Annotated in this window: 21 protein-coding genes; 17 read left to right on the top strand and 4 right to left on the bottom strand. The window is 65.5% G+C overall.

The window, feature by feature from the left end:
* Positions 1 to 73: 73 nt before the first annotated feature.
* Positions 74 to 1,111: a cell division protein ZapE gene (zapE, locus tag KG104_RS07735; protein ID WP_207346641.1), complete on the bottom strand. Its 1,038-nt coding sequence runs from the start codon at positions 1,109 to 1,111 to the stop codon at positions 74 to 76.
* Between the two features lie 280 nt (positions 1,112 to 1,391).
* On the opposite strand from zapE, the gene KG104_RS07730 reads away from it, so the two are divergent.
* From KG104_RS07730 to ybaK, 3 genes are read left to right on the top strand one after another with little or no spacing between them, the layout of a single operon-like run.
* On the top strand, positions 1,392 to 2,291 hold the full coding sequence (locus KG104_RS07730) for a sulfurtransferase (RefSeq protein ID WP_207346640.1): 900 nt from the start codon (positions 1,392 to 1,394) through the stop codon (positions 2,289 to 2,291).
* A 54-nt stretch (positions 2,292 to 2,345) separates the two neighbouring features.
* Positions 2,346 to 2,810 carry a SufE family protein gene (locus KG104_RS07725; protein WP_104054546.1) on the top strand — a complete coding sequence of 155 codons (465 nt, stop codon included), beginning with the start codon at positions 2,346 to 2,348 and terminating at the stop codon, positions 2,808 to 2,810.
* Positions 2,811 to 2,866: 56 nt separating this feature from the next.
* A complete protein-coding gene (gene ybaK / locus KG104_RS07720) occupies positions 2,867 to 3,412 on the top strand; it encodes a Cys-tRNA(Pro) deacylase (RefSeq protein WP_104054547.1) in 546 nt (181 codons plus the stop codon).
* Positions 3,413 to 3,417: 5 nt separating this feature from the next.
* On the opposite strand, the gene KG104_RS07715 is transcribed toward ybaK, so the two are convergent.
* Complete coding sequence (locus KG104_RS07715; protein WP_104160855.1) at positions 3,418 to 4,704, bottom strand: alpha/beta hydrolase family protein; 1,287 nt, start codon at positions 4,702 to 4,704, stop codon at positions 3,418 to 3,420.
* A gap of 252 nt (positions 4,705 to 4,956) precedes the next feature.
* Between KG104_RS07715 and KG104_RS07710 the strand changes: the two genes are divergently transcribed.
* The 14 genes from KG104_RS07710 (at position 4,957) to KG104_RS07645 (ending at position 16,118) form a co-directional block, all read left to right on the top strand.
* Positions 4,957 to 6,015: a dipeptidase gene (locus tag KG104_RS07710; protein WP_207346639.1), complete on the top strand. Its 1,059-nt coding sequence runs from the start codon at positions 4,957 to 4,959 to the stop codon at positions 6,013 to 6,015.
* Positions 6,016 to 6,070: 55 nt separating this feature from the next.
* Complete coding sequence (locus KG104_RS07705) at positions 6,071 to 6,562, top strand: hypothetical protein (protein WP_104054550.1); 492 nt, start codon at positions 6,071 to 6,073, stop codon at positions 6,560 to 6,562.
* 14 nt (positions 6,563 to 6,576) lie between these two features.
* A complete protein-coding gene (gene msrB, locus KG104_RS07700) occupies positions 6,577 to 7,023 on the top strand; it encodes a peptide-methionine (R)-S-oxide reductase MsrB (protein ID WP_104103150.1) in 447 nt (148 codons plus the stop codon).
* 7 nt (positions 7,024 to 7,030) lie between these two features.
* A complete protein-coding gene (locus KG104_RS07695) occupies positions 7,031 to 7,576 on the top strand; it encodes a flavin reductase family protein (RefSeq protein WP_207346638.1) in 546 nt (181 codons plus the stop codon).
* Positions 7,577 to 7,756: 180 nt separating this feature from the next.
* Positions 7,757 to 8,098 carry a ferritin family protein gene (locus tag KG104_RS07690; protein WP_104054553.1) on the top strand — a complete coding sequence of 114 codons (342 nt, stop codon included), beginning with the start codon at positions 7,757 to 7,759 and terminating at the stop codon, positions 8,096 to 8,098.
* 101 nt (positions 8,099 to 8,199) lie between these two features.
* Positions 8,200 to 8,685: a hypothetical protein gene (locus KG104_RS07685; RefSeq protein WP_207346637.1), complete on the top strand. Its 486-nt coding sequence runs from the start codon at positions 8,200 to 8,202 to the stop codon at positions 8,683 to 8,685.
* The gene (locus KG104_RS07680; RefSeq protein ID WP_207346636.1) at positions 8,682 to 9,716 is read left to right on the top strand and encodes a hypothetical protein; all 1,035 of its coding nucleotides are present in this window, start codon (positions 8,682 to 8,684) and stop codon (positions 9,714 to 9,716) included. Before KG104_RS07685 ends, KG104_RS07680 begins: the two co-directional genes overlap by 4 nt.
* Positions 9,703 to 11,007, top strand: coding sequence for a V-type ATPase 116kDa subunit family protein (locus KG104_RS07675; RefSeq protein ID WP_207346635.1), 1,305 nt, complete (start codon positions 9,703 to 9,705; stop codon positions 11,005 to 11,007). Before KG104_RS07680 ends, KG104_RS07675 begins: the two co-directional genes overlap by 14 nt.
* A complete protein-coding gene (locus tag KG104_RS07670; protein ID WP_207346634.1) occupies positions 11,004 to 11,465 on the top strand; it encodes an ATP synthase subunit C in 462 nt (153 codons plus the stop codon). The genes KG104_RS07675 and KG104_RS07670 overlap by 4 nt, the downstream gene beginning before the upstream one ends.
* A complete protein-coding gene (locus tag KG104_RS07665) occupies positions 11,462 to 11,692 on the top strand; it encodes a hypothetical protein (RefSeq protein ID WP_207346633.1) in 231 nt (76 codons plus the stop codon). Before KG104_RS07670 ends, KG104_RS07665 begins: the two co-directional genes overlap by 4 nt.
* Positions 11,689 to 12,216 (top strand): ATP synthase F0 subunit B, encoded by a 528-nt coding sequence (locus KG104_RS07660; RefSeq protein ID WP_207346632.1) that lies wholly within the window; start codon positions 11,689 to 11,691, stop codon positions 12,214 to 12,216. Before KG104_RS07665 ends, KG104_RS07660 begins: the two co-directional genes overlap by 4 nt.
* Entirely contained in the window at positions 12,213 to 14,060 is a 1,848-nt protein-coding gene (locus tag KG104_RS07655) for a V-type ATP synthase subunit A (protein ID WP_207346631.1), read from the top strand. Before KG104_RS07660 ends, KG104_RS07655 begins: the two co-directional genes overlap by 4 nt.
* The gene (locus KG104_RS07650; RefSeq protein ID WP_104054560.1) at positions 14,047 to 15,522 is read left to right on the top strand and encodes a V-type ATP synthase subunit B; all 1,476 of its coding nucleotides are present in this window, start codon (positions 14,047 to 14,049) and stop codon (positions 15,520 to 15,522) included. The genes KG104_RS07655 and KG104_RS07650 overlap by 14 nt, the downstream gene beginning before the upstream one ends.
* Positions 15,519 to 16,118, top strand: coding sequence for a V-type ATP synthase subunit D (locus tag KG104_RS07645; RefSeq protein WP_181032260.1), 600 nt, complete (start codon positions 15,519 to 15,521; stop codon positions 16,116 to 16,118). Before KG104_RS07650 ends, KG104_RS07645 begins: the two co-directional genes overlap by 4 nt.
* Positions 16,119 to 16,168: 50 nt before the next feature.
* On the opposite strand, the gene KG104_RS07640 is transcribed toward KG104_RS07645, so the two are convergent.
* On the bottom strand, positions 16,169 to 16,825 hold the full coding sequence (locus KG104_RS07640) for a cyclase family protein (RefSeq protein ID WP_207346630.1): 657 nt from the start codon (positions 16,823 to 16,825) through the stop codon (positions 16,169 to 16,171).
* Entirely contained in the window at positions 16,812 to 18,260 is a 1,449-nt protein-coding gene (locus tag KG104_RS07635; protein WP_207346629.1) for a purine-cytosine permease family protein, read from the bottom strand. Before KG104_RS07635 ends, KG104_RS07640 begins: the two co-directional genes overlap by 14 nt.
* Position 18,261: the final 1 nt, after the last annotated feature.

Raw genomic sequence — 18,261 nt, 5'->3', positions numbered from 1 at the left:
GGAGTTATCCTTTCGGCCGGGTGTCCTTCCAGCCGGCCGGCATTCTTCAGGCCGGAATTCTTCAGCCCGGCAGCTAAGCAGCTTCTCCGGTCTGCCCTTCGCGCGCCAGCGCCGTAAGCCGCGAAACCGCACGGAAGTACTTCTTCATATATCCGCCGTTCATCATTTCCTCGGTGAAGAGCTGATCAAACGGAACACCGCTGGCGAGGATCGGAACATCCTTGTCGTACAGCCGGTCAGCCAGCACCACAAAACGCAGGGCCACGGACTGCTCGGTGATGGTGGTGACGTTGTGCCAGGCAACAGCGTCCACCCCGTCGATGAGCTGACGGTAGCGGCTCGGGTGGACGGTGGAGAGGTGGTTGATGAGGGTGGCGAATTCGTCGTCGGCAACAACCTTGCCGCTGAACTCTTCAGCCACCCGGTCGTTAAGGTCAGCCTCACTCACGGGGTCCGGAGACTGGGGCAGTCCGCGGTGGCGGTAGTCTTCGCCGTCAATGCGCACGACGTCGAACTGGTCGGCCAGGACCTGGATCTCACGCTGGAAATCGACCGCCGCGAAACGCCCCTCACCGAGAGAACCGGGCAGGGTGTTGGACGTAGCGGCAAGCTTGACGCCGGCGTCGGCCAGTTCCCGCATCAGGCGGGACATCAGGACCGTGTCCCCCGGATCATCGAGTTCGAATTCATCGATGCAGACGAGCTTGTACGCGCTCAGGGCTTCAACGGTTTTGCGGAACGAGAGGGCCCCCACCAGGTTCGTGTACTCCACGAAGGTTCCAAAAGCTTTTGGCCCCTCAACGGCGTGCCACAGCGAGGCCAGCAGGTGGGTTTTGCCGACACCGAAACCGCCGTCGAGGTAGAAACCGGCCTTGGAGTCAGGCTTTCTTGCACCGAAGAGCTTGCGCAGGCCGGTGGGTTCGGGCACGTCGACGGCGACGGCGAAGTCCCGCATGGCGCTGACGGCCTTGGCCTGTGACGGCTGCGCGGGGTCAGGACGGTAGCTGTCGAAGGAAACTTCACCGAACCGGGGCGAGGGGAAAAAACCCTTCAGAAGTTCGTCGGTCGAGACCTGGGGAGTCCGCTCTGCAAGGTGCTCCACTTGTGCCACTGTGCGCAATTTCCGTCCATCCGATGTTATTAGCCGTCATATTGGGTCCCACGGTAATGCGGCCAGTGGTACCAAGCCCGCCGCCGGCAAAATGCCGCCGTTGCAACGATACGCCAACAGGGCGTCTTCGGCCGTTACAGACCCCCTGTTTCGGCGGCCGGCAAGACGCCGGTCCAGCTGCAGGAAGTTTTCGTCCGCCCATATCGTTAGGCTAGAGGTAAGCCCGTGCCGCCGCTTTCGCGTCCGGCAGCAATCATTTAATCCGAAAGAGGCCGCGCGCATGTCGATTGCCCCTGACACCGCTTCCAAGTTTTCCGAATATGCCCATCCCGAGCGCCTTGTTTCCACGCAGTGGCTGGCCGAGAACTTGGACGCCGACGGCTTGGTGGTCCTTGAATCCAACGAGGACATCCTGCTGTATGAAACGGGCCATATCCCGGGCGCACGGAAAATCGACTGGCACACCGACCTCAACGATGCCGATACGCGTGATTTCGTCGACGGCGAAGCGTTCGCGAAGCTGATGTCCCGCAAGGGCATCACCCGTGACTCCACCGTGGTGATTTACGGGGACAAGAGCAACTGGTGGGCCGCCTACGCGCTGTGGGTCTTCACCCTCTTTGGCCATGAGGATGTCCGGCTGCTCGACGGCGGCCGGGATAAGTGGGTTGCCGAAGGCCGCCCCATGACCACTGACAAGGTGGTTGTTGACACCACGGATTACCCGGTGGTGGAACGCAACGACGCAAAAATCCGTGCCTTCCTGCCCGACGTCGTCGGCCACCTGGGCAAAGGGCCGCTGATCGATGTGCGCTCCCCCGCCGAATACACGGGCGAACGTACCCACATGCCCGATTACATGGATGAGGGTGCCATGAAGGGCGGCCACATCCCCACCGCCAAGTCGGTGCCGTGGGGCAAGGCTGCCGCCGAAGACGGAACCTTCCGCACGCGCGAAGAACTGGAGGCGCTTTACAAGGAAGGTGCCGGGCTGAAGGAGGGCGACGACGTCGTGGCCTACTGCCGCATCGGTGAGCGTTCCAGCCACACGTGGTTTGTGCTGAAGCACCTGCTTGGATTCGACTCCGTCCGCAACTACGACGGTTCCTGGACCGAGTGGGGCAACGCAGTACGCGTCCCCATCGCCCGCGGCGAAGAGCCCGGCAGCGCTCCCCGCTGATCCGTCCTCATCCCGCTGATCCCACCCCTTAGAACGCAGAGAGATTAACACCCCATGAGCGTCACCCCCGAAACCGCCGTCCCGGATCAGCTTGCTGAGATTGTTGACGACTTCCAGGCCCTTGAGGAAGCCGAGCGGCTGGAGCTGCTGCTGGAATTCTCCCGCAGCCTCCCGGAGCTTCCCGCCGAAATCGCCGACCGCCCGGAGCTGATGGAACAGGTTGTCGAGTGCCAGTCGCCGGTGTTTCTCAGCCTTGACGTGGATGACTCCCCTGACCATTTGGTGTCCCTGTTCTTCAAGGCACCGCCGGAGGCTCCCACCACCCGCGGCTTCGCCAGTGTGCTCTATGAGGGCCTGAACGGTCTGCCCGCGCAGCAGATTCTGGCCGTCCCGGCGGATGTTCCTGACCGTCTTGGCCTCACTCGCGCCATCACACCGCTGCGCATGCGCGGCATGTCAGCCATGCTGGGACGTATCAAGCGCCGTCTGGCCGAGCACGAAAAACTGAACCAGGGGTAGCCGGCCCGCCGGCACCACTCGCCAGCAGCGCGGTTCGCACAGGAAAGGCCGGAGACATGGCAGGCAATCGGGACAAGCACTCGGGCAAGCACCCGGATAAACACGCGGGCAATCATCCGGGCAAGGGCGCGACGCCGGCCACCCGGCTGCTGGACGAAGCCAAAGTTCCGTACACGGTCCGCCACTATGAGCATGACGACGGAGCCCCCTCCTATGGTTTGGAAGCAGCGGAGAAACTGGAGCTGCCGCCGGAGGCCGTCTACAAAACGCTGATGGTGGATCTGGGCGGCCGGCTGGGCGTTGCCATGGTTCCGGTCGCCCAGAACCTCGACCTGAAGAAGTTCGCCGCGCTGATGGGTGCGCGCAAAGCCGTAATGGCTGACCGGCACGAGGCGGAGAGGCGCACCGGCTACGTAGTGGGAGGAATTTCGCCGCTGGGGCAGAAACGACCCTCGCCAGCGGGAATCGACAACCGCGTGGAACTGCTGGACACCGTTTATGTTTCCGGCGGACGGCGTGGACTGCAGATCGGGCTCTCGCCCTTTGACCTCATCCGGCTCACCTCCGCCCTCACGGCGCCCATAGCGGCTACGCCGGCGTAAGGCCCTTAACCCCGTTCCTCCGCACGGCGCACAGCCGGATGCCGGGTACGGCCCAGGATGTTGTTGAGCCATACCGACACGGTGGTTTCCCAGCGCTCGGGATCCACGTTGTACTCCTTGGTGTGGCCGGCCTTGGAAAAGCGCTCAAACGTGACCACTCCGGGATTCTTCTCGGCCAGCTCCGCAGACGGGCCGCAGGGAACAAACTCGTCGTCCTCGCTGTGCAGAATCAGTGTGGGAATCCGGAGCTCGTCCGCCCGGGAAACCCAGTCCATGCTCTTGAGGTCCAGCGGTGCGGCAAGACCTGTCAGCGCCCGGCCTGCCGTATTGGAGATCAGCCACTGGCCCAGCCGTCCGGCCTGCGCCGGGATTCGGTTGAGACGGGCATGGTGGGCCAGCACGTCAACCCAGTTGATGACCGGACCGTCCAGTACCAGAGCGCGGATATGCCGGCTCAACGGGGAACGGTCGGCGGCCTGGAGGCTGATGGCTCCTCCCATCGACCACCCGAACAGAACAACATCCTTGGCACCGTGGTCCAGGGCGTAACGGATGGCGGCTTCGACGTCGTGCCATTCTGTCAGGCCCAGGCCGTACCGACCGTCGGACGCAAAGGGCGCTTCGCCGTCGTTCCGGTAGGAAATGAGCAGGCTCGTCAGGCCCGCCGCACGGGCCGTGCGCACTGCGCGCAGGCATTCGGTCCGCTGCGCACCGCGGCCGTGCACCATGATGGCCCAGGTGGCGGCTTCCTGATCAGCCCGGACCAGCCAGGCCGGTGCCATGCCCCCGTCCACGGGAACCTGGACTTCCTCCTCGGCCAGGCCGACGGCGGCGGGCGAGGGATAGATGGCACCGCTCCACCAGCCCCGCACGGCTTTGGCGAGATCTCCGCTGTAGATTTCTTCGACGTCGCGCTGGACGGTTCCTTCACGCGGCACGTAGGAACGGATGGTACCGATCCGCGCGTGGCCCTCACCGCCGTCGAAATACAGGCTGTAGGTTCCGTCCACCGTGGTGTCCTCATTGGCCGGCAGAATGATCTGCTTGCCGTGCTCCGAATCAAACACGGCCAGGATCTCCAGATTGGCGTCCCGGGTGCGGCGAGGGGTGACCACCTGCCGGGCGAAATAGACACCAAGGCCCGACGTCGCGGCGAAAAGTGCCGTGGTTGCAGCCGCGCCCACCCCGGCACCGAATGCCGTCCACTTGATCCACGGGGCGGAAATTCCGGTTGGAGGTGCAGGAACGTCGGAGACAGCCGGGAACGAAAGGGCGGGGATCGAGATAGGCATACATCCATTCTTACCGATGCTTCCCCGTGCCGCTGCGCACCCATGCCGCGGAACGGCCAAATGTCGCTGGCGCCACACCGTCCTGCCTAAAGCAGCTGCAAAATGCCGGAAAACCTCCCGGCGCTCATCGGGCCGCGACCGGTTGCTTTCCTGCCCCGCCAATATTCACCTTGGCCTCGGATGCAACTGGTGAGGACAGGCACTACGCTCCGCAGTATCCGTAAACCGGTCCCACCAAGCAGGGAGCCACCCATGAGCACCAACCGCCTGCCACCCATTCCCGTCATTGACGGGCACAATGATTTTCCCTGGACGGCACGCACTGCGCGCGGATACTCCGTGGAGGGAATGGAAGAGGACAAGCTCAGCCTGCACACCGATATTCCGGCCCTCCGGAACGGCGGTGTTGCGGGACAGTTCTGGTCGGTGTGGGTTCACAGCGCCATCGAAGGTGCCGACTCGGTCCAGGCGACGCTGGAACAGATCGACTTTGTGCACCGCATGGCTGCCCGGTATCCCGAAACGTTTCGTCTCGCGTCTACGGCAGACGACGTACGGCGGAGCATGAAGGACGGCCTCATTGCCTCGTTAATAGGGGTCGAAGGCGGCGGCCAGATCAACGGTTCACTCGCCGTGCTGCGCAGTTACGCGCGCCTGGGTGCCCGCTACATGACCCTGACATGGACCTCCAGCAGCAGCTGGGCCGATTCTGCCACCGGCGACCCGGTCAACAACGGGCTCACCGGATTCGGCCGGGAAGTGATTGCCGAAATGAACCGGATCGGCATGCTGGTGGATCTGGCCCACACCTCCGTCAAGACTATGCACGATGCCTTGGACGTCTCGACCAGGCCCGTCATCAACAGCCATGCCGGAGCCTATGCAGTCAATCCCCATCCGCGCAACGTTCCCGACGACGTGATCCGGCGCGTGGCAGAGACCGGTGGTGTTCACATGGTCACCTTCGTGCCGTCGTTTATGAGTGCGGAACGCAGTGCCTGGTCGATCGGCGGCAAGGAGGGCCCGATGCCGCCGGTGGATGTCCGGGCCGTCGCAGACCATGTTGACCATGTGCGGTCCGTCGCCGGCATCGACGGCGTTGGTCTTGGCGGGGACTTCGACGGCTCGGATGTGATGCCGGAAGGGCTGGACACGGTTGCCGGTTATCCGAACCTCTTCGCTGAACTTTCACGCCGCGGCTGGCATAACGATGACCTCAACAAACTTGCCTCTGAAAACATCCTGCGGGTCCTTGAAAGCGCAGATGAAGACTACCGCTCTTTCCTGCAGACCGGATCCGGCGCCGGATGACTGCAGAGTGTCAGGAGTCCCCGGCCAGGCATTTTTCATCACGTAAGCTGGCCGCATGACTGCAACAATCGTGGTGCTGACCGAAGAGTCCCTCAATGAAGTGGACATCACCAACCTGCGGTATCTGATCCAGGACAACCCGGCCCGCTTTGAGGTGCTGGTCCCGGCCGATACCGGACGCAACCTGCTCGTTGATGTGTTGGACAACCTGAGCCTGCTTCAGTTTGCAGAAGCATTCCGAGACCTGACCGGTGGAAAACCCACGAAGGACCAGGAGACAAAGGCTGCCGAAGTTCAGCTGAGCGAATCGCTGGCACTGCTGGCGTCGTCGGGCCTGGAAGCCGGCGGCTCAGTGACGGGAGAGGACCCGGTTCAGGCAGTGGTTGCCGCGGCGAAGGCAACGAATGCACAGCAGGTTGTCGTGATCACCACGCCGCACGCCGTAGAGGACACGTTCCGGACCGATTGGGCAAACGAAGCCCAGGAGCGCTTGGGGGTGCCGGTGCTGCACCTCTACTCGGGCTCGGGATTTATTGGCGGCTCTTAAGCGTTGACCCGGATATGACGAAAGAGACTACCGGAACCGTGCCCGTGCAAAAAACAGATGACCAGTGGCGTGAGGAACTGACCCCCGAGGAGTACCAGGTCCTGCGGAAGGCCGGAACCGAGCGCCCGTACACCGGCGAGTACTGGGACACCAAGACTGCCGGCGTCTACCAGTGCCGGGCCTGCGGAAGCGAACTGTTTACCTCAAGTGAAAAGTTCGATTCGCACTGCGGCTGGCCGTCCTTCTTTGCCCCGCTGTCAGAAGGCAAGGTCCGCTACCTTCATGACCGCAGCATGGGCATGGACCGGATCGAGGTCCGCTGCGCCAACTGTGACTCCCACATGGGCCACCTGTTCGAGGGTGAAGGCTTTGACACGCCCACCGATCAGCGCTTCTGCATCAACTCCGTCTCCGTGAAGCTGGTTCCGTCGGAGTCCGCCTCCGCAGACGGCGCCAAGTAGCTCCACCGTGGAGCACGGTGTCTTCCCGGGAGAGCTGATTCCCTCCGCGGAAGTTACCGACGAGGCGATCGACAGCTACCGGTTGCTCAGCGCTGACATTGCCTCCGGCGTGGCTGTGGTTTCCACCCGGCTGCGGGGCCGGGACTACGCCGCGACAGTGAGCGGTTTCCTTTCGGTTTCCTACGACCCGCCAACGCTGCTGGTGAGTCTTTATGCAGAGTCGCGGATCGCCGAGGCCGTGGTGGACAGCGGAACCTGGGCGCTGAGCCTGCTCTCCGCCCGCCAGCGCGGCACGGCAAATTGGCTGGCAAGTCCCGGATCTCCGTTGGAAGGACTGCTGAGCCAGGTTGACTACGGCCGCGGGCCCGTCACCGGAGCCGCCGTTATGGAAGGCTGCATCGCCTGGTTCGAGGTCCGCACCACGCAGGTGACGACGGCGGCCACTCACCAGTTGGTGGTGGGTGAAGTGGCGGCGATGGGACGGCGTGCTTCGGCCGACGACGAGGCTGATCCCCTGGTGCATTTCGCGTCCGCTTACGGGCGGCTCGCCTGACCCGAATACCGCTTCCCAAGGCCCGGATGCACGCTGCATCCGGGCCTTTTGCATGCTATCCAAGGAGGCCGAAGGGCCGACCATTGTTTCCCCGCAGACCCAACCGTAACCTCGAAGGACAGGACTTAACGCGACCGAGCCGGAACCATGGCCGCATCCCGGCCGGACCAGGAGACGAGCATGGGCACAGAGCAGTACCACGAGCCGCCATCGGAACTTCCCGCTGAAACCAGGACCTTCGCCCGAATGTGCGCCAGCCTGAGCGAGGAGGCTGAAGCCATTGGCTGGTACGTCCAGCGCATGGCTGTTGAGCCCGATGCCGAGTCCCGCGCCATCATGCACGATTCCCTGGGCGAAGAGTTCAAGCACTTCAGCATGGAGCTCGAGTTCCTGCTGCGCCGGACCCCGTTGTGGCGGCAAATTGCACGGGGAATCCTGTTTACGGACGGTGACATTGTCCAGCACGGCGAGGCTTCCGAAGCTGAGGCAACCGGAGACGGCGACGGCGCCCCCGGGGGTTAGCGAAAAAGTTCGCCTCAATCCCCCGCTTCCGGCCGTTATGCCGACAGACCCGGTCCGCTTCGAGGAACACGCAGCACTACTGCTTCCCAGGAGGTGCATGAATGGCACGCAACAGCTTGCTCGATCGGTTCCGGCCTGTGGGAGCACCCGGCCCTGCAGGCCCTTCCGGAGTACCTGCCGGCGATGATCAGGGCCCCGAAGCCGAACTTGTTCCGGTCTTTGAGGCGCTGGACCCAACCATCCGCGACGGCAGGATTCTGGTGGACTCGGCGACCGCGAGGGCAGCAGATACGGTTGCCCAGGCACGAACCCAGGCTGCAGCCATGGTGGAACAGGCCCGGATGGACAGCGGCGCTGTCCGCGCCAACGCCGCGGCAGCCGTTTCCCGGGAAGCTGTTGCCTCCGATGAGCAGATGCTCGGCCAGGCAAAGGAAGAGGCAGCGGCACTGAAACGCCGGGGTGAATCCCGCGTGCCGCAGTTGGCTGCTGCCATTGTGGCGGATTTGGTTTCCGATCTGCTTGGCTCCGGCGCAGATCAGGCAAATGCCGCGGACACCGATAAGCACGGAAGTGACGCCGCACCATGAGGTCAGATTGGGTCGCGGCCTCCGTTCGCGCGCGGTCCATGGCCCAGCGCCGCGTCGGCGCGGGGACCTGCCGCGGGATCGCCGCCTCGCCGGATCTGCAGGCCGCCCTGGACCGTCTTGCCGTAACAGCCTATGCGGATGAGCTGGAGCTTGTTCAGACATTGGCCCAGGCACAGCGTGCCACGCGCAGGACAGTCCTGTGGCAGTTGAGGGTCCTTGCCGGCTGGCTCCCGGCCGGAGGTGCGCGGCTGGTTCGTTCTGCCGCTGCCGTGTTCGAAGCCGACAACATTTTGTCTCTGGAGCTTAAACTGCGGCGGGAGCAGACCGCCCAAACGCGCCAGGACACCCCGAACTCAAGCACGGATACCGGAGCAGGCACAGGTACCGGGTCAAGCCCGGACACCGGGGCAGGTTCCGGTCGCAGTTCCAGGTCCGGCGAGGACTTTCAGCCCTTTGACCTTGGCGGGCTGGCAACAGCATGGCCCCGGATTCAAACAGCCGGCACCGTGGAAGAGCTGCGGTCCGCGCTGAGTTCTTCCCCGTGGGGCGATCCCGGGCAGGACGCTGCACTGTCCGATGTCCTCACCATGGTCTGGCTCCGGCGGCTTGCCAACGAGGCACCGCCGGCACGTTCCTGGGCTGCTTCAGCAGCTGCCCTGCTCTGTGCCCGGCTGGTCTCTATTGACAGGTCCTCCCCCGGAGAGCGGCTGCTGTCGCTGCTACGGCCGCTGATTGGAACCGGCTGGGTGGGCGCCGACAACCCTGATGCCCTGCGCGCCGTCCTTCCCCCCGGACCGGCGCAGGCGCTGAACTCACTGCAGATCCCCACCGAACTCTGGCGCGGTGAAGCGCTGCTGGCGGCACGGGTGGAGATGGACGGGTTTCATCTGTTGCGGGCGGGTTTGCCAGGTCCTGACGTTGTTCTGGGCGCCATGGCTGTACTGGCCGTGGATGCCTGGCGTGTGCGGGCAGCACTGGCTGCTGCCGCGGTGAACGCCGGAAACAGCGAGGTGCTCGATGCCGTGGCGTGAAACCCTGAGTCCGGTGCGGATGGAGCGGGTGGCACTGGTGGCCCCGCTTCAGGCCCGGCACGAAATGCTGACCGAGGTGGCCCGCAGCAAAGCCGTGGAACTTGATCTGCCGTATGAACCGGGGACCGGACCGGAAGAGTACAACCGGGCAGCGGAAGCCGCCGTCGTCCACGGTCCCGTGGCGGGCCTGGTGGGCTGGTCGCCGTCGCGGGCCCTGCGGGACCTTCAGTCGGCGCTGGAACCGCACGGAGCTTCCGCCGTCGTCATCCGGAGGCCGCAGGGTGCGCAGCCGCCTACACTGCTGACCGGCGACGAGCGGCGCCGCCGCCAGGTGCCCGCACTGTCCCGCCTGCTCGTGGACACCTACACCACTGTGCCGTACGCGGATCTTGATCCGGCCCGGCTCGCCGGGGTGGCCTACGTGGTCATGTTCGGAGTGATGTTCGGGGACGCCGGACAGGGTGCCCTGCTGGCCATCGCCGGGCTGCTGATCCGGTTCCTGAAGGTTCCCTGGCTGGAACGGTTCCGCCGGACCTGGCTCTTCATCACCGGCGCCGGACTGTCCGCTGTGTTCTTCGGCTTCCTCTACGGCGAATTCTTCGGGCCCACCGGCGTTATCCCGGTGTTGTGGCTGGAACCGCTGGAGGAGCCCATTCCGCTGCTGGTTGCCGCCGTTGTGCTCGGTGCGGTATTGCTGGCCGGGGCTTACACCCTGGGCACCATCAACCGCGTTCGTGAAGGCGGTTGGGGCTACGCCCTGTACGCACGGTCCGGGCTGGCCGGAGCACTTCTGTTCGCCGCCATCGGCCTGCTGGCGTGGGGGTTGCTCGCGTCCAATACCGTGATTCTGGTGATCGCCGGGGTGGCCGCGCTGATTGCCCTGGTGCTCATGTTCATTGGACTGTTCACCGAGTCCGGCGGTGGCGCGACGGGCGGGCTGCAGGCAAGCGTGGAGCTGGTCGACAGCGTGGTCCAGCTGGGCTCCAACTTGGTCTCCTTTGCCCGATTGGCGGCCTTCGGGCTCACCCATGCTGCCCTCCTGGGAGTGGTGTGGCAGGCTACCACCGCTTTGTGGGCCCCGGATTGGCGGGCGGTTTTGGCCGTCCTGGTTTTCCTTCTCGGCAACATCCTCACCTTCGCCCTTGAGGGACTGGTGGCCGGGATCCAGGCCCTGAGGCTCGAGTATTACGAACTGTTTTCCCGTGTCTTCCAGGAAGAGGGCCGGCGCTTCCGGCCCTGGAATCCCGACACCGACGAATCTGCATCCCCAGCTGAAAGGCGTCACCCATGAGCCCCTGGTTTGCCGGCCTTCCGCTGGTCCTTATCCTTGTTGTCCTGCTCGCCGTCGGAGCCCTAGCGCTGATGCGCCGCAACAGACGCACCGGCATCAAGGCGCTGCTGGGCCTTAACGCGCTGCTGATGGCCGGGGCGCTGGCCCTCTTTGCCGCGGCGCTGAACGCTGCACCGGCAACTGCCGGAGTGGGCGACGGCGGCGCTGCATCCACGGCCGTCGCCATGGCCACTGAGGGAAGCGACAGCAGCGGTGCCGCTTTGATCGGCGCCGCGATCGCCGTCGCGGGCTCCTCGATTGGTGCGGCCATTGCGGTAGCCTACACCGGATCAGCGGCCCTGGCCGCTATGAGCGAACGGCCGGAAATATTTGGCCGGGCGATGGTGGTGGTGGGTTTGGCCGAAGGCATCGCCATTTACGGGCTGATCATCTCGATCATCCTGATCGGGCAGGCATGAACGACTCCGGAACGGTGGCTGCCCTTGGGGAGCCGGCGCTGCTCCAGGGTTTCCGGCTTGCCGGCGCCGTCCTCTATCCGGCCACGGGTGACGCGGAGGTCAAAGCCGCTTGGTCCCGCCTACCGGACACCGTGTCTGCCGTGATCCTGACACCGGGCGCCGCACGAATCCTGGCGGAACAGATTAATGAGCCCGCCTCTCCCCTGACGGCGGTGATGCCCTCATGAGCCGCCTTCCCTCGGGATCCGAAGCATCCCTTGAACCGCTCCGTTATGCCCTGCGGCGCGGAGCAGACAAAGAGGCCAGCAGGTTGGCCGAGGATGCCCGGGCCCAGTCCGACGCGATTCTCAGCACCGCCCGGGCGGAAGCGGACGAGATCCGGAAAACCGCTGAGCAGCAGGGCCGCGAAGCTGCCCGCACCGAGGCTTCCGGACGTTCCGCACGCATCCGGCGGCAGGCACGGCGCACCGTCCTGGCACAGCAGGAAGCCCTCCGCGCCGAGCTGATCCAACAAGTCCAGCAACAGGCACAGGAGCTGCGCAGTGATCCCCGGTATCCGCGTTTGCTGCGAATCCTCACCGAACGGGCGGACAGCATCTTGGGGCCCATGGCTTCAGTGACAGAGAGCTACAAGGGCGGGGTGACCGCAACGGCAGGATCCAGACATCTGGACTTCTCCCTGCCCGCGCTGGCAGCACAGGCGCTGGAAAACCGTGCCGGGGAGGTGCACCGGTTATGGGACGCCGAGTGAACACCGCTGGCAGCAGTTCCGGCCTCGAAACAGGAACCATCACCAGGGTCAGCGGACCGCTGGTGGAGATCACGGGCCTGCAGGGACTGTCCATGCTGGAAATTGTGGCCATCGGTCCGGAGCGGATTTCCGCCCAGGTAGTGGCGATCAACGGAGAGAATGCCACGCTTCAGGCGTATGAATACACCGGCGGACTGAAGTCCGGCGACCCGGCGGAACGGTCCGGCCACCAGCTTTCCGGGCTGCTGGGGCCGGGCCTGCTGGGAACAGTGTTTGACGGGCTGCTGCGTCCGCTGTCCTCCGCTCCCCTGTGGCTGACCCAGGACCGGCAGGCTTCGGCGGAAGATCCGACGGTGCTGGAAACCGAATGGGAGTTCACCCCTTCGGTGAACATTGGAGACACCGTGCAGCCCGGACAGATCATCGGCACAGTCCCGGGGGCGGGCACCGTGGAGTTCCGCGTGATGGTGCCCCCCGCCGTCGCCGGCGTTGTCCAGTGGCTGGCGGAGGGTTCCGTCCATCCCCTCGATCCGGTGGCACGCGTAGACGGGGTGGAGGTGCCGCTGGCGCAGCAGTGGCCGGTGCATACTGCCCGGCCTTTCGGCGAGCGCCTGACCGAGGCGTTGCCCCTGCACACGGGACAGCGGGTCCTCGACCTGCTCTTTCCGCTCCCCCGTGGCTCGGCAGCGGCCGTCCCGGGCGGGTTTGGCACGGGAAAGACCCTCACCCTGCAGCAGATCGCCAAGTGGTCCGACGCCGACGTCATTGTCTATGTGGGCTGCGGCGAGCGCGGCAACGAAATGGCGGACGTGCTGGACGGCCTCTCCGATCTGGACGACCCCCGCACCGGAGGCAAACTGATCGACCGGACCGTGATCATCGCCAATACCTCCAACATGCCCATGATGGCCCGGGAGGCTTCCATTGCCAGCGGCGTCACCGTGGCCGAGTTCTTCCGCGACATGGGGTACGACGCCGTCGTCATTGCCGATTCCACCTCCCGATGGGCTGAGGCCCTGCGCGAGTTCGCCAACCGCAACGGCGACCTCCCGGCCGAGGAAGGCTATCCCGCCTCCCTGGCCAGCGAACTGTCCGCCTTTTACGAGCGGGCGGCGCGGGTGCGCACGCTCGGCGGCGCGACGGCGTCGGTCACCGTCATTGGCGCTGTCTCCCCTCCCGGCGGCGACATGAGCGAACCGGTGACCACCGACACCCAGCGCTTTGTGCGTTCCCTGTGGGTGCTGGACCGGGACCTCGCCTACTCCCGGCACTATCCGGCCGTCAGCTGGCGGGGCTCCTTCGCCCGTGATGCCGAGGCTCTGGCCCGCTGGCACACAGCGAACGGAGATCCGCTGTGGGCCCAGCGCCGGGCGTCGGCCACTCTGCTGCTCTCCGAAGCGGACCGGCTCACCGCCCTGGCCGAGATCATCGGCACCGCGTCCCTGCCCGGGCATGAGCAGATGGTGCTGCTGGGCGGGCGGCTGGTGCGCGACGGCGTCCTGCTGCAGAACGCGCTCAGCCCCAATGACGGTTACTCATCGGCTGAAAAGGGGTCGGCACTGCTGCAGATTGTGCTGGACGTGGTGGATGCGTGCCAGGCACTGGTGGCGCGCGGTGTCCCGGCGGCCGACGTCGAACGCGTGGACTTCACACCTGTGCTGCGGCTGCGCGAGACAACCGGACCCGCCGATGCCGACGGCGTCTGGACACAGGGACGCGAGTTTCTGCGCCAGCTGGAGCAACTGGGCGGTGCTGGACCAGACCGTGCAGGACAGGACCGCGCAGAACCGGACCGTGCAGAAACCGGCAGGGAATCTTCGGGAGGCATCAATGGCGGCACATGACAGCAGGGCAAATCCGGTGCCGGCCGGCTCCACGGACACCAATGCCGCCGGCCCGGTGCCGGCCTCCGCCATTCCCGGCGTGGGGCACAGCGGTGTGCGGGAGCTGCGCGGACCGTTGCTGGTGCTGGGCGATGCCGAGGGGGTGGGCTGGGACGAGTTCGCCACCGTTGCGGTCAGCGGCCAGCCGGACCGGCATGGTCTCGTGCTTGAGGTGGACGGGGATGAAACCACCCTGCAGGTGCTCGAGGGCACCGAGGGCATGTCACTGGGCGGCATTGAGATCCGTTTCTCGGGCCGCCCGCTGGCGGTTCCCGCAGGCCCCGGCTGGCTTGGCCGGGTATGCAACGGGCGCGGTGAACCGCTCGACGGCGGCCCCCCGGTGACCGGAGGAACGCCCATGCCGGTGGGCGGCTGGCCGCTGAACCCCGTGTACCGCGAGCCTCCCCAGGATCCGGTGCTTACGGGCATCTCAGCCATCGATGCCCTGACCACTCTGGTCCGGGGACAAAAACTGCCGATCTTCTCGGTTCCCGGCCTGCCCCACCTCACCCTGGCGACGCAGATTGCCGCACAGGCCACCACCTCCTCCGGGCGGGCGTTCCGGGTGGTGTTTGCAGCCATGGGCATGACGCACGCGGACATTGCCTTTATCCGGGACCGGCTGGAGGAACGCTCCGCCGCCGGTGAGCTGGTGCTGCTCCTGAACGCCGCCGATGATCCGGTGATCGAACGCATCCTCACTCCCCGCATTGCCCTGACCGTGGCCGAGTCCCTGGCGTATGACCACGGCTCGGACGTGCTGGTGGTCATGTCGGACATGACCAGTTATGCCGAAGCAGTCCGCGAAGTCTCCGCTGCCCGGCGGGAGATTCCGGCCCGGCGCGGCTATCCCGGCTACCTGTACAGCGATCTGGCGACGCTCTATGAGCGCTGCGGCCGGGTGCAGGGCAGGGAAGGCTCGGTGACCATAGTGCCGGTGCTGACCATGCCGGCCGGGGACATCACCCATCCCGTTCCCGACCTCACGGGTTACATCACCGAGGGCCAGGTGGTCCTGGATCCGGACGTCGACGCGCGGGGCATTTACCCTCCGGTGGATGAGCTGTCCTCGTTGTCCCGTCTGATGCGCAGCGGCGCGGGGAAAGGCCGCACCCGGGAGGATCACCTGGACGTGGCCGCCCAGATTCTCTCGGCGATGGCCCGTGCGCGGTCCGCCGCGGAGCTGGCCGAACTGGTGGGCACGGCAGCCCTGAGCGAGACCGATAACGCCTACATTGAGTTCCGCAACGTGGTGGAGCATGACCTGCTCAACCAGGGCAGGGACGAGCTGCGGACTTTCGACGAAACCATGGCACGCGCCTGGCAGGCTTTGTCGCTGCTGCCCCGGCGGGAGCTGAACATGTTGTCCGCCGAGTTCCTGGACAAATATCTGCCCGGCCCCGAAGGCGGTGCTTCGCTGTGAGCGGGTTCCGCAGCACCGGCAGCCGGGCTGACAAGGCCGACGTCGAGCGCCGCCTGGCCACTGCCACCCGGGGCGCCGAACTGCTGGACCGCAAGCAGCGGATTCTCCGGCTCGCGATCGACGGGCTGCAGGAGGAGGCAGATGCCGCCCGCCTCGCGTGGCAGGAGCAGGCCCGCCGGGCGGCCGTGTGGCTGCAGCGTGCTGCGGGTTTGGATGGTGATGACCGCATCATGGAGGCAGCACCGGATAACCCCGCGCGGGTAACGGTTCGGTGGGGCGGCGCCATGGGGATTTCCTATCCGCAGGATGCCGAGTGCCTGCTCCCCGATCCGTCGCCAACCGGCGGGAGTTCAGCTCTGGCCTATGCCGCCGCAGCGCATCGGGAGGCCCTGCAGGCCGCGGTCACTGCGGCGGGCACCGAACGGGCTCTGCTCCTGGTGTCCCGGGAACTGCTCGCCACCCGCACCCGGCAGCGTGCCGTGGAGAACCGCTGGATTCCACTGCTCCAGGATCAGCTGGCCGAGATTGGCCGGCGGATCGCCGAGCAGGAATTGGAGGAGAGCCTGCGGCTGCGCTGGTCCGCCGGGCTGGTCTGAGACAGCCGCATGTTTCCCGGAGCACCGGTCCGGATCAGCCCCCCCGATTCTCAGAGCTGGAAAGCTGCTGCCCGCACAGGTGAGCCGTCCACCTCTGACAGCCGCAGCGGAAGCGCCGAAAACCAGGGGTCCGTCCAGGTCACGGCATCCAAATTGGTCAGGTTTTCGATGATGGCCCCGCCCGCTCCCAGGAACTCGTCATGGAAGGGAAGGTCCACCGGTCCGCTGGAACCGGGTGCCGGAGTGGGATCGGGATTCAGGGTATCCACACCCACCGTGCGGACGCCCGCGGCCAGCAGTCGGACGGCAATCTCCGCTTCAAAAAACGGATGCCGCAGATAGCGGGGCGTATTGAAGCAGGAGGACCAGCCGGTGCGGAAAAGGACGATCGTGCCGGGAGCGAGGCCATGCATGCCCCCGGCAACGTCCTGCCACCGGATGCACCCGTATTCGGCCGGTTCCGCCACCGGAATAATCCGGGCCGGTCCCATCAGCGTCTCCAGGGGAAGCCGGTCCACCCCGGCCCCTCCCGGAACCGTGTGCAGCGGTGCATCCAGGTGTGTTCCGGTATGGCTTCCCAAGTGCAATTCGGCAACTTGGAAACCATCCTGCTCCACTGAGGCGGCGTTCCTCAGGAACACCCCGGGGTCACCGGGGAAAACCTGCATGCCGGTGACCACCGGGTGGCTGAGGTCAACTGCCTGCATGCTCGGGCTCAGCCTCGCTCAGGTGCAGGGACACGGGTGAACCCGAGACGCGTCTGCCCCCTGCGGCACACCATCCCCAGTACAGGGCAAAGCTGAACAGGAAGGTTGGAATGGTCGCACCCACCGGGCTGGCAACGGCATAGGTGAGCAGCAGCGAGACGGCTGCGCCCAGCAGCCAGGTCACCAGGGCCGGCACGTTGAATCCGCCCCGGAACCAGTAGCGGCCGCCGCGGGCGCGAAGGATGTCTGCACTGTAGGAGGACTTGTTCACCAGGTAGTAGTCGGCAATCATCACGGCGAAGACGGGGATGAACAGTGATCCAATGACCGTGAGGAAGGACGTGAAGCTGTCCAGCAGACCCAGCCAGGTCGAACCGAGGATCGACACGGCACCCAGGATGAGCGCCGTGGGAAGGAAACGGATTTTCCGCGACGGAACCATGTTCACCACCGAGGACACCATCCCGTAGACGACCATCGTGTTGGTGGCCATCACGGAGAGGAAAATGACGACGGCGAGCGGGGCACCGAAGACTCCCACAATGACTGCCGGCTCAAAGCCCACGGCTTCCCCGCCGTCGAGCACCACATAGCCAATGGCGGTGGCGCCCAGCACCATTGCCAGGACGGTGGAAAGCAGGTAGCCGACGGCGGAGCCAGCCACGCCTGCCGCCTGAGTCCTGGCCAGCCGGTTGAATTCGGCGGACAGCACGGTCCAGGAGACTGCGGTGGCAATGACGACGTCGAGCACCGCGACCGCCGACCAGCCGGCTGCGGGATCAGCTTTAATCGCAGCGAAGTCTGCCAGCGGGAAGGTGGTGAAGGAAACCGTGAAGATGTAGCCCATGATCGCCAGGATCACCAGTGCCAGCCACGGCTCCACCCGGGCAATGCCCTTGTGCCCAAAGATGGCCAGGGACACGACCAGCAGCTGGCACAGGACGGAGAACAGGATCGGCGAGGAGAACCCGGTGGACCGCTCCACCAGGAAGTTGACCGTGACGCCCGCGAGCATGGCCTGTACCCAGCTCCATCCCATGAGGATCACGACGTTTGCGGCCACGGCCAGGAAAGACCCGCGCAGTCCGAAGGCACCTTTGGACAGGGACATGGTCGGCAGGCCGGTGCGGGTACCCATGTTGCCGATCAGCACCAGAACAGCGGCACCGATTACGGTCCCCAGCACGATCATGCCCACGGCTGTGGGCCAGGTGACGCCGGGAACAAACAGGGTGCCGGTCAAGAGGGTGGTCACCACCAGGTTGGCGGCAAGCCAGATCATGCCGATCCGCCCGGTGCCCAGGGTTCCCCGGATCGGACCGTAGCCCTCGGAATCTTCGTCCAGCCGGCGGGACAGCCGGGACCAGGCGGAGGGACGGTTTGTTCCGGCGGCGGTTTTCGCTGGGCGGCCGGCGTTGGCCTCAAATGATGACATG

The organism is Arthrobacter sunyaminii (assembly GCF_018866305.1).
GTDB classification, from domain to species: domain Bacteria; phylum Actinomycetota; class Actinomycetes; order Actinomycetales; family Micrococcaceae; genus Arthrobacter_B; species Arthrobacter_B sunyaminii.
Note: the sequence above shows the minus strand (reverse complement) of the source record. Positions and strands in the feature narration are given on the sequence as shown.